This is a genomic window from Burkholderia sp. MSh2 (assembly GCF_000731655.1).
Taxonomy (GTDB): Bacteria; Pseudomonadota; Gammaproteobacteria; order Burkholderiales; family Burkholderiaceae; genus Burkholderia; species Burkholderia paludis.
Genome location: NZ_JPGM01000021.1, coordinates 1 through 22950 on the forward strand (window position 1 = coordinate 1; position 22950 = coordinate 22950).

General features: G+C 67.5%; 18 protein-coding genes. 3 read left to right on the plus strand and 15 right to left on the minus strand.

Annotated features, from left to right (window positions below; translation table 11 throughout):
• Positions 1-957, plus strand: a 957-nt coding sequence (locus GQ57_RS14050; protein ID WP_034198161.1) for an inorganic phosphate transporter, incomplete at its 5' end; no start/stop codon positions are given.
• Positions 958-975: 18 nt separating this feature from the next.
• Here the strand turns inward: GQ57_RS14050 and cysS are convergent.
• From cysS to betC, 4 genes are all read right to left on the minus strand, one after another.
• Positions 976-2388 (minus strand): cysteine--tRNA ligase, encoded by a 1413-nt coding sequence (gene cysS / locus GQ57_RS14055; RefSeq protein WP_034198162.1) that lies wholly within the window; start codon positions 2386-2388, stop codon positions 976-978.
• Positions 2389-2771: 383 nt separating this feature from the next.
• Positions 2772-3911, minus strand: a complete 1140-nt coding sequence (locus tag GQ57_RS14060) for a porin (RefSeq protein WP_031399866.1) — start codon at positions 3909-3911, stop codon at positions 2772-2774.
• Between the two features lie 258 nt (positions 3912-4169).
• On the minus strand, positions 4170-5135 hold the full coding sequence (gene choX, locus GQ57_RS14065) for a choline ABC transporter substrate-binding protein (RefSeq protein WP_034198163.1): 966 nt from the start codon (positions 5133-5135) through the stop codon (positions 4170-4172).
• Between the two features lie 47 nt (positions 5136-5182).
• The gene (gene betC, locus GQ57_RS14070; protein ID WP_034198164.1) at positions 5183-6718 is read right to left on the minus strand and encodes a choline-sulfatase; all 1536 of its coding nucleotides are present in this window, start codon (positions 6716-6718) and stop codon (positions 5183-5185) included.
• Between the two features lie 239 nt (positions 6719-6957).
• Here betC and GQ57_RS14075 point away from each other — a divergent pair, with 239 nt between their 5' ends.
• Together GQ57_RS14075 and purU are read left to right on the plus strand one after the other, a co-directional pair.
• Positions 6958-7863 carry a choline sulfate utilization transcriptional regulator gene (locus tag GQ57_RS14075; RefSeq protein WP_031399869.1) on the plus strand — a complete coding sequence of 302 codons (906 nt, stop codon included), beginning with the start codon at positions 6958-6960 and terminating at the stop codon, positions 7861-7863.
• 170 nt (positions 7864-8033) lie between these two features.
• Positions 8034-8918 carry a formyltetrahydrofolate deformylase gene (gene purU / locus GQ57_RS14080; protein ID WP_034198165.1) on the plus strand — a complete coding sequence of 295 codons (885 nt, stop codon included), beginning with the start codon at positions 8034-8036 and terminating at the stop codon, positions 8916-8918.
• A 33-nt stretch (positions 8919-8951) separates the two neighbouring features.
• On the opposite strand, the gene GQ57_RS14085 is transcribed toward purU, so the two are convergent.
• The 11 genes from GQ57_RS14085 to GQ57_RS14135 form a co-directional block, all read right to left on the minus strand.
• Complete coding sequence (locus GQ57_RS14085; RefSeq protein WP_034198166.1) at positions 8952-9944, minus strand: DMT family transporter; 993 nt, start codon at positions 9942-9944, stop codon at positions 8952-8954.
• Between the two features lie 167 nt (positions 9945-10111).
• The gene (locus GQ57_RS14090; protein ID WP_034198167.1) at positions 10112-10723 is read right to left on the minus strand and encodes a TetR/AcrR family transcriptional regulator; all 612 of its coding nucleotides are present in this window, start codon (positions 10721-10723) and stop codon (positions 10112-10114) included.
• A gap of 207 nt (positions 10724-10930) precedes the next feature.
• Positions 10931-12586, minus strand: a complete 1656-nt coding sequence (locus GQ57_RS14095; RefSeq protein ID WP_034198168.1) for an APC family permease — start codon at positions 12584-12586, stop codon at positions 10931-10933.
• Positions 12587-12811: 225 nt separating this feature from the next.
• Positions 12812-13675 carry a glycine betaine ABC transporter substrate-binding protein gene (locus GQ57_RS14100; RefSeq protein ID WP_031399874.1) on the minus strand — a complete coding sequence of 288 codons (864 nt, stop codon included), beginning with the start codon at positions 13673-13675 and terminating at the stop codon, positions 12812-12814.
• Positions 13676-13809: 134 nt separating this feature from the next.
• Positions 13810-14958 carry a hybrid-cluster NAD(P)-dependent oxidoreductase gene (locus GQ57_RS14105; RefSeq protein WP_034198169.1) on the minus strand — a complete coding sequence of 383 codons (1149 nt, stop codon included), beginning with the start codon at positions 14956-14958 and terminating at the stop codon, positions 13810-13812.
• Between the two features lie 32 nt (positions 14959-14990).
• Positions 14991-16247, minus strand: a complete 1257-nt coding sequence (locus GQ57_RS14110) for an aromatic ring-hydroxylating oxygenase subunit alpha (RefSeq protein WP_034198170.1) — start codon at positions 16245-16247, stop codon at positions 14991-14993.
• A 52-nt stretch (positions 16248-16299) separates the two neighbouring features.
• On the minus strand, positions 16300-17085 hold the full coding sequence (locus GQ57_RS14115) for a drug:proton antiporter (protein ID WP_034198171.1): 786 nt from the start codon (positions 17083-17085) through the stop codon (positions 16300-16302).
• Entirely contained in the window at positions 17082-18251 is a 1170-nt protein-coding gene (locus tag GQ57_RS14120) for an electron transfer flavoprotein subunit alpha/FixB family protein (RefSeq protein WP_034198172.1), read from the minus strand. The genes GQ57_RS14115 and GQ57_RS14120 overlap by 4 nt, the downstream gene beginning before the upstream one ends.
• 9 nt (positions 18252-18260) lie before the next feature.
• Complete coding sequence (locus GQ57_RS14125) at positions 18261-20186, minus strand: (Fe-S)-binding protein (RefSeq protein ID WP_034198173.1); 1926 nt, start codon at positions 20184-20186, stop codon at positions 18261-18263.
• A 3-nt stretch (positions 20187-20189) separates the two neighbouring features.
• Positions 20190-22253, minus strand: coding sequence for an NADH:flavin oxidoreductase (locus tag GQ57_RS14130; RefSeq protein WP_031399880.1), 2064 nt, complete (start codon positions 22251-22253; stop codon positions 20190-20192).
• Between the two features lie 67 nt (positions 22254-22320).
• Positions 22321-22854, minus strand: a complete 534-nt coding sequence (locus GQ57_RS14135; protein ID WP_031399881.1) for a DUF5943 domain-containing protein — start codon at positions 22852-22854, stop codon at positions 22321-22323.
• Between the last annotated feature and the right edge of the window lie 96 nt (positions 22855-22950).

The window sequence follows — 22950 nt, forward strand, 5'->3', positions numbered from 1 at the left end:
CTCGTATTCGACTTCATGAACGGTTTTCACGACGCGGCGAACTCGATCGCCACCGTCGTGTCCACCGGGGTGCTGAAGCCCCAGCAGGCCGTGGTGTTCGCGGCCGCGTTCAACGTCATCGCGTACTTCATCTTTCACCTGAAGGTCGCGCAGACCGTCGGCAAAGGCACGATCGACCCCGAGATCGTCGATCACTACGTCGTGTTCGGCGCGCTGGTCGGCGCGATCGGCTGGAACGTGATCACCTGGTACTACGGGATTCCGTCTAGCTCGTCGCATGCGCTGATCGGCGGCCTCGTCGGCGCGGCGCTCGCGAAGTCGGGCTGGAGCTCGCTGAACATCGACGGCCTGCTGAAGACGGTCGCGTTCATCTTCATTTCGCCGCTGCTCGGCTTCATCCTCGGCTCGCTGTTCATGCTCGGCGTGTCGTGGCTGTATTTCCGCACCGCGCCCAGCAAGGTCGACCGGCGCTTCCGGCGGCTGCAGCTGCTGTCGGCCGGGCTGTACAGCCTCGGTCACGGCGGCAACGACGCGCAGAAGACGATCGGCATCATCTGGATGCTGCTGATCGCATCGGGCTATGCGTCGGCGACCGCCGATGCGCCGCCCGCATGGGTGATCGGCGCGTGCTACCTGTCGATGGGCCTCGGCACGCTGTTCGGCGGCTGGCGCATCGTGCGCACGATGGGCCAGAAGATCACGAAGCTCAAGCCGGTCGGCGGCTTCTGCGCGGAGACCGGCGGCGCGATGACGCTGTTTCTCGCATCGTTCCTCGGCATTCCGGTGTCGACCACGCACACGATCACGGGCGCGATCGTCGGCGTCGGCGCGACGCAGAAGCTGTCGGCCGTGCGCTGGGGCGTGGCCGGCAACATCGTGTGGGCGTGGGTGCTGACGCTGCCCGCCGCCGCGCTGTTCGCGGCCGGCGGGTGGTGGCTCGGTCACCGGATCTTCTGATACGGGCAGCCCGCGGCTTCACCGATGCGCGACGCCCGTATCGGCCGAGCCGGCGGCGATGCCGAACACGCGTTGACCGTCCTGGGTGTCCTCGACTCTCCAGCCCTGGGCGCTCAACGCTTCCCGGATCCGGTCGGCTTGCGCCCAGTCCCTGTCCGCCCTCGCGCGCTCCCGATCGCCGAGCAGCACGCGGACGTGTTCCGGAATGTCGAACGCAACCGGCCTCCATGCGTGCAAACCGAGGCCGAGCACGTCGTCGAAGCTGTCCACGGTCGCTTTCAGGGTCGCGGGTGGCAGGTTGCTCCTGACCAGATCCCAGAGCACCGCGAGCGCTCGGGGCAGATTCAGGTCCTCGTTTACTTCGGCGTCGAATCGCGCGGCGAAATCCGTATCGACGCGCCCGCCGTCCGGCCAGCCGGCATGGAGGTGACGAAGCCGGTTCAGCGCGGTGTGTGCCGCATCGAGCGACGCCCACGTGAAATGCAGCTTGCTTCGGTAATGGGCCGTCAGGCACAGGTAACGGTACGCGAGCGGATCGATATGGCGGTCCTGCAACGTCTGCAGACGGACGAAATCGCCGCTCGACTTCGACATCTTCGAATCGACGTCGAGCGTCAGGAAGTGCCCGTGCATCCAGTAATTCGCGAGGTGCGTGCCGTGGGCCGCCCGAGTCTGCGCGATCTCGTTGCTGTGGTGCACGGCGATGTGATCCTCGCCGCCGCAATGGATATCGAACAACGTCCCGAGATACTTCGCCGACATCGCCGAGCATTCGATATGCCAGCCCGGAAAGCCTCGCCCCCACGGGCTGTCCCATTCCATCTGCCGCATCACGCCGGCCGGGCTGAACTTCCACAACGCAAAATCCGTGATGCTCCGCTTTTCGCCCAGCGCAACCCGTTTGCCCGCCTGCAATCCCGCGCGGTCGAGCCGCGCGAGATAACCGTAGTCGTCCTGCCGGCTGGTGTCGAAGTAGAGGCCGTCGTCCGTCCGGTAGACGTAGCCGGCCCGCTCGAGCGTATCGATGAACGCGATCTGTTCGGCGATGTGATCCGTGGCGCGGCACCACACCGCCGGCTCGAGCAGGTGGAGCGCGCGCCAGTCCCGGATGAACGCCTCGGTGTAGCGGCGGGCGATGGCCCACGCCGATTCGCCGGTCCGGCGGCTGCCCTTTTCCATCTTGTCTTCGCCCTCGTCCGCATCCGACGTCAGGTGGCCAACGTCGGTGATATTGACGACATGCCTGACCTCGTAGCCGTTGCGCACCAATACGCGGCGCAGGAGATCCTCGAATACGTAGGTTCTCAGGTTGCCGATGTGGGCGTGGTCGTAGACCGTGGGGCCGCAGCAGTACATGCCGACCTGCCCGGCCCGGATTGGCGTGAACGGGCGTACGGTACGCGACCAGGTGTCATACAGCGCAAGCGGCATCGAATTTCTCCGTCCCGAAAGTGTCGGCCCAAAAGCAAAAAGGCCGCCTGGTTTGCATCACAGGCGGCCGGAAGGCGATTGCTTGAAAGTTTAGCGAGTTCGCTAGACGCAAATTCCCCCTGGCACGTTCTGACAACATGCGCGGATCAGCGAGGAGAGGGAATGGGTGCGATTCAGCATGCGGACGATCGTAGCGTCTATAGACGGCACGGGTCAATACCCTCGCGCGGCCGATCCCGGCGAGGACCCCGGAGCGCCGGCCACGCGGCCGGCACCGACCGGGCGCATTTCATGCCCGCTCACACCCTTCAAAAAAAAGCGCGAACCACGGTTCGCGCCCAAGAGAGACCTCGCTGAAGACGTTGCTGCTCCACCCGTCCCGCTCAGAACGAATGGCGCATCCCGATCCGCACGTCGGCCTGCGTCTGCGTCGTCGACGGCGTGAAGCTGTAGCCGATCACCGCATCGACGCCTTGCGACGCGCGCAGGTAATCGCCGGAGATGTACACGTCGGTGCGCTTCGACAGCAGGTAGTGCAGGCCCGCCGTGCCCTGGTTCCAGTGATGGCCTTCGAAGCGCGTGTGCTGGTAGCCCGCGATCAGGCTCAGCGCCGGCGTGAACTGGTACGAGCCGCCGCCTTCGTACACCTGCATGTGCGACGACTGGCCGAAGCCCTTGATCGTCGTGTACGAGAAGTTCGCGTCGAGCGTGAGCTTGCCGATCGCATAGCTCGAACCGATGCCGAACGTGCCCTGGCTGTCGATGTTCATCGGGGTGTTCGCGTACAGGTCGGTGCGCGCGCCGGTCGTCGGGTCGACGGTGACCGTCTGCTGGCCGAGGAACGTGTGCGTGCCGAGCATCGCGTACGGATCGAATGCGTAGATGCCGCTCGGGTTGTTCAGGCGCGTGTACGCGGTGCCGATCGAGAAATCGCCCTGCGTGTAGCTCGCGCCCGCGCTCCATGCGCTGTTGCGGTGGAAGTCGCCGGCGACGTTGCCGAACGAGTACATCGCGCCGAACTTGAAGCCGTGCAGGTCGTTCGACAGGAATTTCACCGAGTTCGGCAGGCGGTCGCCGTTGAAGCGGTCGAAGTCGCCCTGGTGGATCGCATAGCCGCTGCCCCACGCCGAGATGTTGTAGATCGACACGAGTTCGTTCGTGATGTCGAGCTGGTTGCCGAACGACAGCGTGCCCCAGTCGTTCTGCAGGCCGACATACGCCTGCCGGCCGAACTCGGCCCCGCCGAAGCCGAGCTGCCCGGTGCCGAGGTGGAAGCCGCTCTCGAGGGTGAACACGGCCTTCAGGCCGCCGCCGAGGTCTTCCGTGCCCTTCAGGCCGAAGCGGTTGCCGTACGAGACGCCATCGTCGAATTTGACCACGTGCGAGCCGCCCGTGTTGTTCACGTACGTGATGCCCGCGTCGAGAATCCCGTACAGCGTGACGCTGCTCTGCGCATGCCCGACCGCGGGCATGCAGGCCGCGCATGCAAGCGCGGCGGCTACGGCAACTTTCGTGTGCTTCATTGTCGACCACCCTCCCTGAACCCTTCGATGGAAAGAATCGCGTTCCGGCGCGTGCCGCGATGCGCCGGTGGATTCGAATTCATACCGCCCGCTGGCTTCGGCATTTCGTTTTCCGCAATAACGCAGCCATTGCCGAAAAATACAAACCCATATTTCTCGTCACCCGTCTGAAGGCGACGCCAACTAGTCACGATGCGACCCATCGGGAAAACACGTAGACGGTCGGCCGGCACAAACCGGCCGCCCGGGAGGAGGGAATCAACGGCCGTCGAGGGCCGCGCGCACGGCCGGCAGGCCCGGCGCGCCGGCGGCCGTCGTCACGCCGTCCAGCCAGCCGGCGACCAGCGCCGGGTCGGCCTTCAGCGCATGCTGCGCCGCGAGCGCGGGCGGAGTCTTGTTGTCGAGCATGTCGGCGATCATGCGGTTCTCGACGGCGACGGAAAACGTCATCTGCCGGAACAGCCGCGCAAGGTTCGCGCACTGGCCCGCGAACCCGGCGCGCGTGACCGTGTTGACCGTCGCGCCGCCGTAGTCGGGGCCGAAATACGCGTCGCCGCCGGACAGGTAGGCCAGGTGGAACTTCGTGTTCATCAGGTGCGGCTCCCACGCGAGGAACACGATCCAGCGCTTGTCGCGCACCGCGCGCTCGACCTGCGTGAGCATGCCCGTCTCGCTCGATTCGACCAGCGACCAGTTCGCCGGCCCGAGCGCGTGATCGGACAGCATCCGCTTGATGTTCTGGTTCGCGGGCGCGCCGGGCTCGATCCCGTAGATCTTGCCGCCGAAGCGGTCGGCATAGCGCGCGAGATCGGCGAACGTGTGCACGCCGGCGGCCGCGACGTAATCGGGCACCGCAAGCGTGAACTTCGCGCCGCTCAGGTTCGCGTGCAGCACGTCGATCGACCTGTCGTCGACGAACGGCTTCACGAGCGGCGCCTGCGCGGGCATCCAGTTGCCGAGGAACACGTCGACCTGCCCTTTCCTGAGCCCCTGGTACGTGATCGGCACCGACAGGTTCGCCACGTCCTGCCGGTAGCCGAGCGCCTTCAGCACGACGCCCGCCATCGCGTTCGTCGCATCGATGTCGGTCCAGCCGGGCGCCGCCATCTTCACGTCGCCGCATGTCTGCGGGTCGGCCGCGCGCGCGGCCTGCGTCGTCATCACGCAGGCGGCCGCGACGAGCGCCGCGCCGATCCGGATTGCTGCATTGCGTTGCCGTTTCATCGTCCGCTTCCTCCGTCGTTCGTCAGTGATCGCGCTGCGGGACGCACTCAGCGCCCGACGCGCGGAAAGCGCGCCATCGCCTCGAGCGTGTCGAGTTCGATGTGATTGCGCATGTAACGCTGGCTCGCGTCGGTGAACGGCTGCCAGTCCCATGCCTGAATGCGGCCCTGCGTCGTCGCCGCGTAATGGAAGCGCCGGCGCCGCTGGCTCGCGCGCACCTGCCGGTCCAGCTCGGGCAGGTTCCAGCGCTGCGCGGCCTGCGCGCGGAACGCGGCGAGCACGTCGGCGGCGGCCGGCACGCCCGCCAGGTTCGCCAGCTCGCGCGGGTCGTCCGACAGGTTGTAGAGCTGGTCGGGATCGGCCGGGCAATGCACGTATTTCCAGTCGCCGCGGCGGATCATCACGATCGGCGCGATCGCGCCTTCCGCGAGGTATTCGCCGAGCGCGACGTCGTGCGCCGGCGCGCCGTGCAGGTGCGGCACGAGGCTCGCGCCGTCGACGGGATCGGGCCAGCCGCCGGCGGGCGCGGCGCCGGCCAGCTCGACGAGCGTCGGCAGCAGGTCGACGTGCGACACGGGCCCGCGCACGCGGGCGGCGTCGAAGCGGCCCGGCGCATGCACGATCAGCGGCACGCGGCAGCCGCCTTCGAAGAACGTCATCTTGTACCAGAGCCCGCGCTCGCCGAGCATGTCGCCGTGGTCGGACGTGACGATCACGATCGTGTCGTTGGCGAATCCGCACTGCTCGAGCGTGGCCAGCACGCTGCCGAACTGCGCGTCGACGTAGGACGTCGCGCCGTAGTACGCGCGGCGGGCGGCGCGGATCTGCGCGTCGTCGGGCGGCGTGCGGTCGTTCTCGCAGACGAAGCGCAGCCGCCGCGAATGCGGGTCGCTGCCCGCCGCGTCGAGCCGCACGGCCGGCAGGTCGATCTCGTCGTCGCGGTAGCGATCCCAGTATTCGCGCGTGATCGCATACGGATCGTGCGGATGGGTCAGCGACACGACCATGCAGAACGGCCGCGCATCGTGCCCGGCTGCCCGCTCGCGCGCGACGTCGTACAGCTTCTGCTTCGCGGCGAACGTGACCTCGTCGTCGAAATCGAGCTGGTTCGTGCGCACGCACGGCCCCGCGTCGAGCACCGAACTCATGTTGTGGTACCAGCTCGGCCGCTCGGCCGGGCGGTCCCAGTCGGGCACCCAGCCGAAATCGGCCGGATAGATGTCGGTCGTGAGGCGCTCCTCGAAGCCGTGCAGCTGGTCGGGCCCGCAGAAGTGCATCTTGCCGGACAGCATCGTCCGGTAGCCGCCCGCGCGCAGATAGTGCGCGAACGTCAGCGTTTGCGCCGGCAATTCGGCGGCGTTATCGTAGGCGCCGATCCCGGACGGCAGCTTGCCCGTCAGCAGCGAGAAGCGCGACGGCGCGCACAGCGGGCTCGCGCAGTACGCGGCGTCGAACACCACGCCTTGCGCGGCGAGCCGGTCGAGCGTCGGCGTGCGGGCGACGCGGTTGCCGTATGCCGGCAGCGCGAACGGCGTGAGCTGGTCGGCCATCAGGATCAGGATGTCGGGTGTCGGGTTCGTCATCGGCGGTCGGGGGGAAAGGGGTGTTCGAACGGAGCGCCCCGCCGCTCCAGCGGCGGGACGTCCGGCATGACGGCGGCGGACCGAAGAAAGCGCCGCGCGGGCGCACCGCGCTGGCTAGAATCGCGGCATGCGCTGCACGGCGGCCGTGCGGCGCCGGTGCCGTGCCGTCCGATGCACTATCGCCCGCCCGAATTCGCGCGGGTAGGCGTCCGGCCCTTATGGGGCCATTAGAGAGACTTATGTCGAAACCCGAAGCGTTACCGTCGATGCAGGCGCTGCGCGCGTTCGAATCGGCCGCCCGGCTCGCGAGCTTCACGGCGGCCGCGCGCGAGCTCGGCTCGACCCAGCCGGCCGTGAGCCAGCAGGTGTACCAGCTCGAAGCGGAGCTCGGCGTGCCGCTGTTCGAGCGCAGCCCGCGCGGCGTCACGCTGACGGCGGACGGCCAGTGCCTGTACGAAGCGGTGCGGCTGAGCCTCGACACGCTGCGCGGCGCCACCGCGACGCTGCGCGCGCGCCGCGAGCACGGCGCACTCACGATCGTCACCGACTTCGGTTTCGCGACCTACTGGCTGATGCCGCGCCTGGCCGGGCTGAAGCGCGTGATGCCGGACGTCGACGTCCGCGTCGTCACGTCACAGGATTACGACGCGCAGCGCGACCACGCCGACATCGCGATCCTGTTCGGCGACGGCCACTGGCCGACGTGCACGGCCGCGCGGCTGTTTCCGGAATCCGTCACGCCCGTGTGCTCGCCGGCCTTCCGCGACGCGCACCCCGAGGTCGCACGGGCCGACCACCTGCTCGCGTTGCCGCTGCTGCACGTGCAGCCCACGCGCCCCGAACGCTGGCTGTCGTGGTCCGGCTGGTTCGACGCGCACGGCTTCGATGCGCCGGCCGCCGCGCGCGGCGTGACCTTCAACAGCTACGCGCTCGTGATCCATGCGGCGCTGCTCGGCGAAGGCGTCGCGCTCGGCTGGTCGCCGCTCGTCGACGAACTCGTCGCGTCCGGCCAGCTCGTGAAGCTCGTCGACGCGCCCGTCGTCACGTCGCGCGGCTACTTCCTGGTGCGGCCGCCGCAGCGGCCCGAGCCGGATGCGACGCATGTATTCCGGCGCTGGCTGCTCGACGCGTGCGCGAGCGCATGACGGACGCGGCCGGCCGCCCCCCGCTGGCGCGCCGATACCAGCCACACGGCGCGTTGGTTCTATCCTCCCCGAAATCGTCCTGATTTACTTGAGCCTCCCGCTACCCGTGCGGCGCGGCGCTGTCGTGCGCCGCCGCACGGCCGTGCGCCCCATGCCATCCGAGGAGCCTCATGACCGCCGAGCACCGCCCCGATCAATTCGTCCTGACGCTGTCGTGCCCGAGCGCGGCCGGCCAGGTCGCCGCCGTCGTCGGCTTTCTCGATCGCCATCGCTGCTATGTCGACGCGCTGAACGTGTTCGACGACGATCTCAGCAACCGCTTCTTCGTGCGCTGCGTCTTTCATCCGACGGATGAAACGCTGCAGATCGACGCGCTGCGCCAGGAGTTCGGGCCGATCGCGGCGGGGCTCGGCGGCCAGCAGGGCGACATGCAGTGGGCGATCCACGACGTGAACGCGCGGCCCAGGGTGCTGATCATGGTGTCGAAGCTGGAGCACTGCCTCGCGGACCTGCTGTTCCGCTGGCGGATGGGCGAGCTGAAGATGGACATCGCCGGCATCGTGTCGAACCATCCCGATTTCGAGCCGCTCGCCGCGCAGCACGGGCTGCCGTTCCGGCACTTCCCGATCGCGGCCGAGACCAAGGCGCAGCAAGAAGCGCAGTGGCTCGACTTCCTCGAGTCGAGCGGCGCCGAACTCGTGATCCTCGCGCGCTACATGCAGGTGCTGTCGCAGGAAACCAGCGCGAAGCTCGCGAACCGCGCGATCAACATCCATCATTCGTTCCTGCCCGGCTTCAAGGGGGCGAAGCCGTATCACCAGGCGCACGCGCGCGGCGTGAAGCTGATCGGCGCCACCGCGCACTTCGTCACCGACGATCTCGACGAAGGCCCGATCATCGAGCAGGTGGTCGAGCGCGTCGATCATGCGCTGCGGCCCGAGCAGCTGCTTGCGGTCGGACGCGACGTCGAATGCATCACGCTCGCGCGCGCGGTGAAGGCGTTCATCGAGCGGCGGGTGTTCCTGAACGGCGACCGGACGGTGGTGTTCCCGTAACGCGAACGCGCCGCGGCGAGCTCGACCGCCGCGTCACGCGGAAGCCGACGGCACGCGCGCGGGCGCCGTGCCGATCAGCCGCGCCCGCCGCCGCAGATACAGGTTGTTGAGGATCAGCGCTGCACCCGTCAGGGCGACGCCCGCGATCTGCGCACGGTTGGGCACCACGCCCGCGAACGCGGACACGATGAATGCGGTGATGGGCACGATGTCCATGAACAGCACGCCGTTCATCGGGCCCAGGTTCCGGTTGCCCGTCATCCACAGCAGGATCGCGCCGAAGCCGGCCACCGGCCCCATGTAGGCGAGATGCGGCAGCACCGCGTGCACGGCGGCCCACGTCGGCGTCGCGATGCGATGCGTCGCGATCAGCAGCAGATTGGCCGCGACGTTGGTGGTCAGCCCGAGCCATGTCGTGAAGGTCGTGTACTTCAACGCCGACCAGCCGGTGAAGTGCGCCGCGCCGAACGTATAGACGACCCAGCACAGCGCGCCGACGACGATCAGCGCGTTCGCCGCGTAATGCTGCGGCGCGCGCAGCGCGGCGATCAGGTCGCCGTGCGTGATGACGAGCGCGACGCCGGTGAAGGACAGCACGACGAACAGCACCGACACCGGCGCGGGCGGGACGCGCCGCACCAGCGCGTTGAGCAGGAGCCCCATCATCGGCTGCGTCGCCATCATGATCGACGCGGTCAGCGCCCCTTCCTCGCCGGCCAGTTGCTGGCCCAGGAACACGAACGACCCGAACCCGCAGAAGCCGATCGAGCCGAGCAGCCACGCAAGCGGCAGCGACTCGCCGGCCCGCCGGAACGCGGCGGGCCCTTCGACGGCCCGCAGCAACACCACGAACGCGATCCCCGCGATCAGGTAGCGCAGCGACGTGAACGTAAACGGATCGATGTATCGCAACGCATCGGTCATCACCGGAAACATCACGCCTATCAGGATCGTCGCGCAGACACAGGCCACGATGCCTTTCCCGTACGCGCTCGCGGCGGGTACTGCGATCTTGATGCTATTCATGACTGATCGTTCCCAAATTGGTTGAACTCAAACGCCGGTGCGGCTGCACGCGGCGGCAGGGTGTTGTCAACTTCCTTGCAGGACCCGCCTGTATTTCACGGTCTCGACGGCCGCACGATGCATGCGTGCAATTTGAAACCGTTCATTCTCAATATAATCAAAAAAAATCAGGTCAGCGCCCGCATCGCGACATCGACGACCGACGCCAGCTCCGCCTCCGGCGTGCTCGACTTGCCCAGCACGCGCATGCCCTGGATCAGGCACAGCAGGAAACGGCCGACCTGTTCCGGATCGAGGGTCCGGTCGAAATCGCCCGACTGCTGGCCGCGCGCCACCGCAAGGCTGAATTGCGTGCCGATGCGCAGCAGCGTCGCTTCGATATGCGGGCGCAACACGTCGTCGCCGGGCAGCAGCTCGACGGCCGAATTCGTGATCAGGCAGCCGCGACGCTCCGACAGCCGCACACCGATTTCCGTGTAGTACAGCAGCGCGTTCCTGAGCGCCTGGCGCGGCGGCAGATCGGCCGCGAGACGCTCCTTGAGCCGCGCGATCGCGCCTTCCGCGTAACGGTCGAACGCCGCCACCAGCAACCCGTGCTTGTCGCCGAACGTCCGGTACAGGCTGCCGCGAAAGACGCCGGTCGCGTCGCACAGCGCGTCGATCGACGTTGCGTGATACCCCAGCTCCCAGAACACGCGCGCAGCCTCGTCGATCACCTCGTCGGTGTCGAATTCGCGTGGACGCCCCCTGTCGCGGGAGCCGGGAGAAGTCGGGCTCATGAGTCCGGATATTAGAACCGATCGTTCCCAAAATCAAGCGATCCCGATCGCGTGCCTGCGCCGTGCTGGCCGGCAACGCGGCCGGCCATCAACGACGAAAGCCCGACCGCGTGCCAGCCGGTCGGGCTTGCGTGGCGTGCCGCGGGATCGATCGCAGCGCCCGTGTGCGGTTTCCGGGCGGTGCGCGTCGTCACGCGGCCGAACGCGTTACTTCACCCACGCGAGGTAGTACGACACCCCGATCGTCAGCGCCGCGCCGATCAGCGCCGCATACGGCATCAGGTTCAGCCATGCCGCGCGCTTCGGCACCTCGAGCTCCATGTCGCGCTGCATCTGCGCGGGGAACCGGCCGCGGTCCTGCCAGTAGTGACGATAGAGAAACACCGGCACGATCAGCAGCATCGCGATCAGCCCGTTGCGCAGCGTGCCCTCGCCCTGCAGGTTCGCGCCCGCGCCAACGTAGACGAGGTTCGCGTAGCCGCAGATCGCGCCGGCGGCGAGCAGCCAGGTCGGGCAGCGGAACGGCCGGTCCCAGTTGCCGCGATCCATCCGGTGGATCCAGCCCGACTGGAGATTCAGGAAGACGAACAGCATGTAGCAGACGTTCGAGATCGACAGCACCGTCATGTAATCCGACATCATCAGCAACACGAGGTTGAAGCCGAGATCGGTCCACATCGCGCGCGTGGGCGAGCCGTGCTCGTTCACGTGCGACAGGTACTTCGGCAGCCAGCCGTCGACCGACGCCTGGTACAGCGTGCGCGACGAGCCCATCATCGACGTCATCACGATCAGCAGGATCGACAGCATCAGCATCACGACGACCGCGTTCGCGACCCACGCGCCGCCGCCGACGATCTTCGCCATCGCGGCCGCCACGCCGGTGCCGTCGCCGATCGACGGATCGAGCATCGCCTGCGTGCCGAGCGCGCCCTGGAACGCCATCGGCACGAGCGTCATCACGACGAGGCACAGCGCGCCCGACCAGAAGATCGCCTTCGCGGTGTCGCGGCGCGGATCGCGGAATTCACGCGTGTAGCAGACGGCCGTTTCGAAACCGTAGGACGCCCAGCCGGCCATGAACATCGCGCCGAGCGCCATCGTGACGCCCTGCCCGTTCCACGTGCCGAACGTCGCCGCCGTGAGGTTGCCCTGCGCATCGTGACCGAGCGGCAGCAGCGGGAGCAGGTTCGACATCGGCACGTCGCCGGTGACGAACGGCACGATGCCGACGATCAGCAGCGGCGTGAGCGACGCAATGCCGAGAATGCGCTGCGTGCGCGCGGCTTTCGATGCGCCGCTGTGTTGAAGCTTGAAGGTGATGAGAAGCAGGATCGTGGCGATGATGAACGTCGCGTTGATCCGCAGGGACAGACCCGGCTTGATGAATCCGAGATCCGCAACCTTGAGCTGCCAGTGCAGCACCGCCGCGTCGGCGGGAAAGAGACTCGTGAGCGCGTAGCTCGCCGCGAGGCCGCAGCCGAGTGCAAGCATCGGCGACCACGCGAGCCAGTTGCACCACACGGAAACCGGGGCAATCAGCTTGCTGTAGCGAACCCAGCCGATCGCGCCATACACGGACGCGCCGCCCGATTTATGGGGAAATAGCCCCGATATTTCCGCATAAGTCGCGCTTTGAACCAGCCCCATCGTGATCGCGGCGATCCAGATCGCCCACGCGGGCTGGCCGATCGTCGCGCATACGCCGCCGATCGTGAACAGCACGCCAGCCGGCACGCCGCTCGTTACCCAGAATGCGTCTTTCCAAGTGAGGCCACGATGCAGCGTGTGGCCCGTCGAATCATGTGAGATGGTTGCCTCAACATCACTGGTGCGATTCGCACGCAGTCCTGCCTGACTCATCCAATTCCTCCTCTCGATCAGCGTGAGCGCATCAGCGCTTACCCTGGTCCGATACAAAACAGATGACTCCGCACAAGGGCCGTAGTGTAACAATTTACGGGATCTTTTGCAGGATCCAAAAAATAATTCCGGGATATGACCGCATCGCAGTGCGATTATTTCGCATTCCTAGCAATCATTCCCGGACCGTCTCCCGGTGTTTTTATCGCGGCGAATCGTCGCGGTTTACTGCGCGCCTTCCGTCCACGCGTTCACGCGATCCGCATGCGCGGCGATCCATGCATCGGCGGCCGCGTCGGGCTTCGAGCCGTTCTGGATCGCGAGCATCACGCTGTCGATCTCGCCCGGCTTCCACTGGAATTTCTTCAGGAACGCAACCACCGGCTTCGCCTTCGTTTCGAGCGCCGGGTTCGCGACGCTGTCGACATGCTCGGCGTCGCCGTACACCTTCTTCGGATCCTCAAGGAAGCGCAGCTTCCACTTCGCGAACATCCAGTGCGGCGCCCAGCCGGTGATCACGACCGGCTTGTTCGCATTGACGGAGCGTGCGAGCTCGGCCGTCATCGCGCTGCCCGAGCTCGGCATCAGCGTGTAGTTGAGGCCGTAGTTCTTGATCGCGTCGTCGGTCTTGCGCATCACGCCCGCCCCCGCGTCGATGCCGACGATGCGGCCGCCGAAGTCGCCCTTCTCCGCGTTCAGGTCGCCGATGCTCTTCGCCTTCACGTAGGCCGGCACGATCAGGCCGATCTTCGCGTCGGGGAAGTTCGTGCCGAGATTGACGACCTTCGTCTTGAACTGGTCCCAGTACGCGCCCTGCGTGACCGGCAGCCACGCGGACAGCGTCGCGTCGAGATCGCCGCGCGCGACGCCCTGCCACATCACGCCGGCCGCGACCGGCACGAGCTGGACCTGGTAGCCGAACTTCTTCTCGATGATGCGGGCCGCGACGTTCGTCGTCGCGACGCTGTCGTCCCAGCCTTCGACGTAGCCGATCTTCAGCGTGGGCTTCGTGTCCGCGAGCGCCGACGCGCTGAGCGCCACCATTGCCGACAGTGCGCCGGTCCACAACAGTTTTCCGAACAGCTTCATGGTCGATCTCCGTGATGTGCGCCTGCGCGCGTGGTCTCTCAAGGTTCCTCAACCACAAATCCGCGGTATCGTTGTTTTCCGACGGATGCTTGTCCGGACGCGACGCGCCCGGACAGCCGATGGCGTAGAGCCGGTTACTTGTCGATCACGAGATCCGACAGCGGCTTGCTGCAGCACAGCAGCACCATGCCCTGGTCGATCTCGCGCTGGCGGATGCCGCCGTTGTGCTTCATCTCGACCTGCCCCGACACGAGCTTCACCTTGCACGTGCCGCACATGCCCTGCGTGCACGACGCCGGCAGCCGCACGCCCGACTGGCGCGCCGCGTCGAGCACGTGCTGCCCGGAGCCGCACGCGATCTCGCGGTTGCTCTTCGCGAAGCTGACCGCGTACTGCTTCGTGCCGGCGTCGCCGGCCTCGGCCGGCGGCGCGAGCTCGGCGAGCAGTTCGTCGCTCGCGGTCTGCGCGAGCGTCTCGAACGAGAAGCTCTCCTCGTGATACTGACGGCGGTCGAACCCGGCTTCGTCGAGCAGGTCGCGCACGGCCTTCATGTACGGCGCGGGGCCGCACGTGAAGATCTCGCGCTCCATGAAATCCGGCGCGATCAGCTTCAGCAGCGGCAGCGTCAGGAAGCCCGTGACGCCCGGCCAGTTCGTGCGCGCACCCACGCGCTCGACGACGAACGACGTGCGGAAATTCGTGTGATTCGACGCGATCAGGTCGAGCTCGCGCGCGAAGATGATGTCGTCCGGCGTACGCGCGCTGTGCACGAACAGGATGTCGCGATCCTCGGCGAGATCGTGGTGCGCGCGGCTCATCGACATCAGCGGCGTGACGCCCGAGCCGGCCGACAGGAACAGGTACTTGCGCGCCGGATGCCGCGCGCACGTGAATTCGCCGGCCGGGCCGAGCACGCGCACCGCCGCGCCCGGCCGCAGGTTGTCGTGCAGCCAGTTCGACACCTTGCCGCCCGGCACGCGCTTCACCGTGATCGACACCGTGTGCGGCCGCGCCGGCGACGACGAGATCGTGTAGCAGCGGTTGATCGTCTCGCCGTCGATGTCGAGCTCGAGCGTGAGGAACTGCCCGGGCTCGAACGAGAACGAGCGGCCTTGCGGCGAACGGAAGAAGAAACTCTTCACGTCGTGCGTTTCCTGCCGCACGTGGCAGCACACCAGCGTTTCCTCGACGTCGCTCGTCCAGCGCTCGGGAAGGGCGTTCCAGAACGCCGGGCGCGTGACCCGGCTGTCCGTCGGCTCGAATTGGGCCGCATCTCGCATCATGTCTGACTCCGCTTCTATGCTGCTAGGTCCTGTTACGCTGCCGGGTGCCGCTCGCCGGTTTTTTCGGCGAGCCGGCCGATGTACCAGGCCGAGAATTTTTCGACGAGACCTTCGGTGTACGGCGAATACGGGCCCGGCTCGTACGCGCTGCTGGTCGCGCCGCGCTGCGAGAATTCGACGAGCGCGCGATCCTGGTCGTTGGTCGCGTTCCACACGGCCGTGAGGTTCTTCACGTCGTAGTCGATGCCTTCCTTCGCGTCGCGGTGCACGAGCCACTTGGTGCGCACGAGCGTCTTGCCGGCCGACAGCGGGATTACCGAGAACGTCACGATGTGATCGCTCATGAAGTGATGCCACGAGTTCGGCTGCGTCCAGAACGACAGCCCGCCCAGGTCGGCCTTGTCGAAGCCGCCGAGCAGCTTCTTCGACGCAACCTTCGCATCGAGCGTCTGCGATTCGCCGTGGCGATCGAGCGGCAGGCGCTGCGTGCGGAAACCCGTCACGTCGAGCAGCTTCTCGATCTCGGCGGACGGCAGGCCCATCTCGGCCCACTCCTTGCCGCGCCGCACGCAGGTTTCCGCGAACGCATCCATGCCCTCGGCATTGGCGTCGGAGCGCTGATAGCCGAAACCGTATTCGTACAGCGAGATCGTGAGCTCCGGATGGTTCGCGACGCAGTGATAGCACTCGCGGTTGTTCTCCATCGTGAGCTTCCAGTTGCCTTCCTCGATGATGTCGATCTGCGCGGCGATCTTCGTGTTCGGCAGGTCGTGCGGCAGCAGGTACGGCTCCATCTCGGCGCGCAGCTGCGCGAAATCGGCCGGCGGCTCGTCGGCGAGGCAGATGAAGATCAGGCCCGCGAGGTTCTCGACGTGGACCGACTTCAGGCTGTGCTTGCAGCGGTCGAACTTCTCGCCCATGTGCTCGGCGAACATCAGCTGGCCCGTCAGGTTGTAGGTCCAGCTGTGGTACGGGCACACGATGTTGCCGACCGAGCCCTTGTCCTCGTTGCACAGGCGCGCGCCGCGGTGACGGCACACGTTGTGGAACGCGCGGATCGCCATGTCGTCGTCGCGCACGATCAGGATCGAATCGCTCCCCAGTTCCACCGTCACGTAATCGCCCGGCTCGGGGATATCGGGCTCGATCGCCACCTGGATCCAGTGCTTGCGGAAAATCGCCTCCATGTCGAGCGCAAAGATGTCCTCGCTCGTGTAGAACGGCGCTTCCAGGCTGTAGCCTTCCTTGCGGCGTTCGATCAGTGCACGAATGTCTGCCGATACTTTCATCTTTTGCTCCGGATTCCTTGCGTCCCTGGGTTCTTGCCGACAGGCATCAAAATCAGTAGTCGATGAGCTGATGCTCGCGCAAATATGCGAGGATCACTTGTGCTTTTTCGACCGAACTCCCTTCATTTACGACGTTGCCGCCACGGCTTTCGGTCGTCGTCGCGGACAGCATCCGGGCATGCCCGGAGCGCTTCTCGGCCGCCACCAGCCTGACGGGCTTGCGCTCGACCGGGCCGACCGTCCAGGCCGTCGCGTCGGCGTCCGTGCCGGGCGCGGCGAGCGCCGGCCGGATCGCGCCGGCGCGCAGCCGCGCATACGCGTAGCGCGGCTCGACTGCGGCGAGCGGATGGACGGCGACGACGGCCGGCAGCGCGGCATCGACGCGCCGCCGCAGCCCTTTCGGCAAGAATTGCCGCACCGCCGCGCGGCCGCCCTCGACCGACACGTCGACGGCCGAGCCGACCAGCGGGTAGCCGAGCGCGGCGGCGACGCGGTACGGCAGCATCCCGGTGTCGTACGCGCCCTCGGCGCGCGTGCCGGTCAGCACGAGGTCGTAGCCGGCGATGCGCGCGACGAGCGCGTGCACGGCATCGTCGCCTTCGCGGCAGGCCAGCACCTCGACCTCCCGCGCACCGAGCGCGAGATATTCGGCAAGCGCCGCGTTCGCGGGGTCGCCTGCGTGGATCACGTCGAGCGTCGCGCGATGCCGCTCCGCGAGCTGGCGGCCGGTTTCCAGCGCGGCCGCATCGTTGCGGCTGTAACGCGCGACGCCGCTGACCGGGTGCCGGCCGACGGACACGAGCACCGCGATGCGTTGCAACGGACGGGGGGCGTTCATGCGGCGACTCCTTCGGGTTCACGGGCGCCGACCGCTGCCGGCGATTGTCCGCGCGCGGCGCGCGCGGTCTGCACCTGTTCGATCAGCGCGGCGATCGTTGCCTGCGCGTCGCCGACCACCGTCAGGTTCGCGCGCTTTGCGATCGGCGCGCTGCCGTCGAGGTTCACCGCGATCACGTGGCGGCAGTCCTTGATCCCCTGCAGGTGCTGCACCGCGCCCGAGATGCCGAACGCGATGTACACGCTCGCCTCGACCGTCTTGCCGGTCGCGCCGACCTGCTTGTCGCGCGTGAAATGGCCGTTGTCGACCGCGACCCGGCTCGCGCCGATCGCCGCGCCGAACGCGCCGGCGAGCCGCTCGAACGCGCCGATGTCGGACACGCCGTTGCCGGCCGACACGATGAAATCGGCTTCCTCGAGCGCGACCTGCGCCGCGTCGATCTCGTCGAGGCCGAGATCGCGATACGGCTGCGCGGCGTCGCGGGCCGGGCGGATGAAATCGGCGGCCAGGCGCTCGCCCGCGCCGACGAACGGCAGCTTCGCCTCGACCGCGTTCGGTGCGAGCAGGATCACGTCGGGCAGCGCGCGCGTCGCGAACGCGCGGCCGGCCTGCGCATACGCGCCGACATGCCGCGCGTCGATTTCGACGATGTGCGTCGCGACGCTCGCGCCGGCCGCCGCCGCGTAACGCCGGCCGAGATCGCCGTCACCGGTCGCGTTGTCGGGCACGAACACGTGCTTCGGCGCGAGCGCGGCGACGCAGGCCTGCAACGCTTGCAGTTCGCTGTCTGGATCGAACGCGCGGCGCTCGAAGCCGGCCAGTTCCACCAGCTTGTCGACGCCGAGTTCGGCCACGTCGTCCTTCAGTTCGCCGAAGACGAGCAGCGCGACTTCGGTCTGCGCGTCGGCGAGGATGGCCGCGGCGGCGATCGCCTGTCGCGCGGGATCGTCGAGCGCGCCGCGTTCTGCGTGCGCGACCGCCAGCATCACGTGCTTCGGCGCCTGCAGCGCGCGGCGCGGCTTCGCGGCCGCCGCGCCATGACCGTGCGCAGACCAGTGCGCGGCGCTCGCATCGGCGCTGCCTGCCTCGCCGAGCGTGATGCGCTTCAGGCCCGCGGCCGTGATGACGAACGGCCGGCGCGGATCGATTCGTTTGATCGTGTTCATCGATTCACTTCACTCCAGCGAGGCGGCAACGAGTTCGGCCACGTCGAGCACGTCGGGGCGCGGGCCCACGACGCCTTCGAGCATCGCCGTGCAGTTCGGACAGGCCACCGCGACCACGTCGGCGCCGATCGTGCGCGCGTCGGCGATGCGGATGTCGGGAATGCGCTGCTTGCCGGGAATGTCGGTCAGCGGCGCACCGCCGCCACCGCCGCAGCAGCGGCCGCGCATGCCGTTGCGCTCCATCTCGACCACCTGGATGCCGATCGTCTTCAGCAGCTTGCGCGGCGCTTCCGTCTCGCCGTTGTAGCGGCCGAGATAGCACGGGTCGTGATACGTGGTGCGCTTCTCCCGCAGCGTCTCGACGGCCTTCGGTGCGATCTTGCCGCTGTCGGCCAGCTCGGCGAGATAGGTCGTGTGGTGCTTGACCGTCACCCGCAGCCCGAGTGCGCGGTATTCGTTGCGCAGGCTGTGCATCACGTGCGGGTCGGCCGTCACGATCTGCCGGTACGACAGCGTGTCGAGCGTGCCGATCAGGCGCCTCGCCATCTGCTGGAACGTCGCCTCGTCGCCGAGCCGGCGCGCGACGTCGCCCGTATCGGTTTCGGTCGAGCCGAGCACCGCGTAGTCGACGCCCGCCTTGTTCAGCACCTTGACGAATGCGCGCAGCGTGCGCTGGTAGCGCATGTCGAACGCGCCTTCGCCCGCCACGAACAGCACGTCGACCGGCTTGCCGGGCTGCGCGATGGGGGCGCTCAGGTCGACCGACCAGTCGTAGCGCGCGGCCGTGTCGTAGCCGCCCATCGTGCCCGTCTCGCGCAGGTTCGCGAGCACTTCCTGGCCCTTGCCCGGCACCGTGCCGTGCACGAGCGTGCGGTTGCGGCGCATGTCGACGATCGCGTCGACGTGCTCGATCAGCATCGGGCATTCCTGCACGCACGCGCGGCAGGTCGTGCACGACCACAGCGTCTGTTCCTCGATGAGACCCGACACGATCGGGCCGTTCGGCTCGCCGCCGTGGCGGCCGACCGCGAGGCCCGGCGTCGGGCTGCCCGCGTACGCCGCATCGGTGCCGCCGGCCATCCCGACGACGAGATCCTGGATCAGCTTCTTCGGGTTCAGCGGCTGGCCCGACGCGAACGCGGGGCACGCGGCTTCGCACTTGCCGCACTGCACGCACGCGTCGAAGCTCAGCAACTGGTTCCAGCGGAATTCGACCGGCTTCGCGACGCCGTATTCCTGGTGCTCGATGTCCGGCAGCTTCAGCGCGGTCGGCGGCGTGGCCGTGCCGTTGCCGGTGAACGCGTCGCGCGTGGCCGCGAAACGTTCCTGGCGCGGGTGGAACGCAAGGTGCAGCAGGCCGGCGATCGCGTGCTTCATCGGCCCGCCCTTCGCGGCGCCGACCGTCATCGTGAACGCGCCGACGCCGATCAGCAGCGCGCAGAGCACCGCGAACGCGCCCGACATCGCGCCGGCCGGCACCAGCATGAACAGCACGAGACCGAGCGCGAACGAACCGAGCAGCCAGGGCAGCGTATTCCACGGGCCGCGCGACAGGCGGGCCGGCACGTCCTTCGCCGCGCGCCGGCGCCACACGAACACCGCGCCGACCAGCATCGCGAGCGCCGCGAGGAAGATCAGCTTGTCGAGCCACGGCGAGTAGATCGCGAGGCCGTAGTTGACGAACACCAGCGCGAGCGCGCCGATCGCGCCGCCGGCCGTTGCGACGTGCGTCTTCGCGATGTAAGGATCGCGGGCGACCACGTGGTGCAGGTCGACGAAGTAACGCTTCGGAATCGCGAACAGGTTCGCGACGCCGAACGCGCCGGGCGCGGTGGCCCGGCCGAGCCGCCAGTACGACGAGCGCTTCGCGACCGCAAACGCGAGCCCCGCCACCGACAGCCACAACAACGCGGTAATGAGGAGGGACGGATTCATCGTTCAGAAGTCCTTGACGAGACGCAGCGAATCGTAGATCGCCCCGTGGACGTTGTGCATCGAGATGCAGTCGCCGACACGGAACAGCAGGAAGCGGCCGTTGCCGAGCTCCTCGGACAGGCACGGCTGCGGCTCGGCCGCGAACAGCGTATGCGGATCGATCTGGCCGCGGTTCAGCGATTCCGGCTTGAGCTTCCAGTACAGCGCGTCGTTCGGCGACGAACCGTTCTCGATCACCACCTGGTCGACGGCGCGCTCCTCCAGTTCTTCCGTGTATTCGTTGCGCAGCACGGCGATCTTCTTGCCGTCCTCTTCATAGACGCGATCGAGCATCGTGTTCGGCGTCGGGATCACGCCGAACGCGTACAGGCGGCGATAGAAGATCGGGAACGTCGTGCCGCCGCAATCGTCGGCCACCTTCACGTCCGGCGTGACGACCTCGACCTTCGAGCCGCGGCTCGCCATGAAATCGGCCACGCCCGCGCCGGCATGGGTGCTCACGCCGTCGAACAGCAGCACGTTCTGCTTCGGCTCGACCTTGCCGGTCAGGATGTCCCACGAGCTGACGGCCAGGCCCTCGGCCACGCCCCAGCCCGGCACCTGCCACGTGAAGCTCGACCCGCCCGTTGCAAGCACGACGATGTCCGGCTTCTCGGCCATGATCATCTTCTCGTCGGCGGCGACGCCGAGGCGCCGGTCGACGCCCAGGCGCTTCGTCTCCATGTCGAACCAGCGGATGATCCCCGACATCTGTTCGCGCTGCGGCGCCTTCGCGGCGATCATCACCTGCCCGCCCACTTCCGCGTTCTTCTCGAACAGCACGACGTCGTGGCCGCGCAGCTTCGCGACGCGCGCCGCCTCGAGGCCCGCCGGGCCCGCGCCGACCACCACGACCTTGCGCTTCGGGCCGCGCGACTTCTCGATGATGTGCGGCATCGTCGCTTCGCGCGACGTCGCGGCGTTCTGGATGCACAGCACGTCGAGGCCGTTGTACTGGCGGTCGATACAGTAGTTCGCGCCGACGCACTGCTTGATCTCGTCCTCGCGGCCGTCGCGGATCTTGATCACCATGTGCGGATCGGCGATCTGCGCGCGCGTCATGCCGACCAGGTCGATCATCCCGTTGGCGAGCAGGCGCTCGGCCTGGCCCGCGTCGCGGATGCTCTGCGCGTGCATCACCGGAATCTTGACGACCGACTTGATGCCGGCCGCGAGGTGCACGAACGGCTCCGGCGGCAGCGCCATCGGCGGCATGCAGTTGGCGATCGTGTTGTGCGTATCGCCGCCCGAACCGACCACGCTCAGGTAGTCGATCAGGCCCGTCTCCGACATCGCCTGCGCGATTTCCTTCAGCGCGTCGTGATCGAGGCCGTCCTCGTGGAATTCGTCGCCGCACATGCGCAGGCCGACGCAGAAATCCGCGCCGACCGCCTCGCGCACGGCCGTCAGCACCTCGATGCCGAAGCGCAGGCGGTTCTGCAGGCTGCCGCCCCATTCGTCGGTCCGGTGGTTCGAGCGCTTGCTCCAGAACTGGTCGATCAGGTGCTGGTGGGCGGCCGAGATTTCGATGCCGTCCATGCCGGCCGCCTTCACGCGCTTCGCGGCCGCCGCGAAATCGCCGATGATGCGGCGGATCTCCTCGATCTCGATGATCTTCGCATTGCCGCGGTGCACCGGTTCGCGCACGCCCGACGGCGACATCAGGTGCGGCCAGTGCTCGCCGTGGAACGACGAGCGGCGGCCCATGTGCGTCGCCTGGATCATGATCTTCGCGCCGTGCCGGTGCATCGTGTCGGCCAGGCGCGTGAGCGGATCGATGATCTTGTCGGTCGACAGGTTCACCGATTTCCACCAGCCTTGCGGGCTGTCGATCGACACCGGGCTCGAGCCGCCGCAGATCGCCAGGCCGACGCCGCCTTTCGCCTTCTCTTCGTAGTAGCGGATGTAACGGTCGCCCGGCAGGCCGCCCGGCTCGGCATACACCTCCGCGTGCGCGGTGCTGACGATCCGGTTGCGCAGCGTCAGCTGGTTCAGCTGCATGGGTTTGAACAGGTGGGGATAACGCATCGCTGGCGACCTCTGGCGTTCGAATGTCTCGTGTTGCGGGTGTGTGTCGTGTCGGCGTATCGGTGCGTCAGTGGGCGATCGGCGACACTTCGAAGACGCAGTGGTCGTGATGCTCGGCCGCGCACTGCACTTCCCTCGATTGCGCGCGCGGCGCGCCCTTGCCTTCCGGCGTCGTGTCGTTGACCCAGTCCATCGCGCCCGCGAACCAGCCGGCGAACATGTAGCAGAGCTTGCCTTCCTTGCCCGGCTGCTGCAGCACGAACGACGAGTGGCGCAGCTCGATCTTCGCGCGCGCACCGGCCGGATCGGCCTCGATGATCGAGAACAGGCCCCAGCCGCGCTGCGACAGGCGCTTCAGGTAGTGCTCGAACACGGCCATGCCGGTCAGGCCGTGCAACTTCGCTTCCTTGTCGCACCAGTGGTACGCGGACTTGTAGCCGGCCTTGTAGAGAATGTCGGCATACGCGTCGACGCCGAGCGCCTCCTCGACGGCGACGTGGTTGTTCGTGAAGAAGTGGCGCGGCACGTACAGCATCGGCAGCGCGTCGGTGGTCCAGACGCCGGTATCGGGATCGACGTTGATCGGCAGTTGCGGTTGCATCGTGGTGACTCCGTGAGGAAATTGGCCGCGCGGCTCGGGCGCAGGCGCGACATCGTCCGCGCGCCCGCGCGGCTGGCGCGGGCACGTCCGATTTTT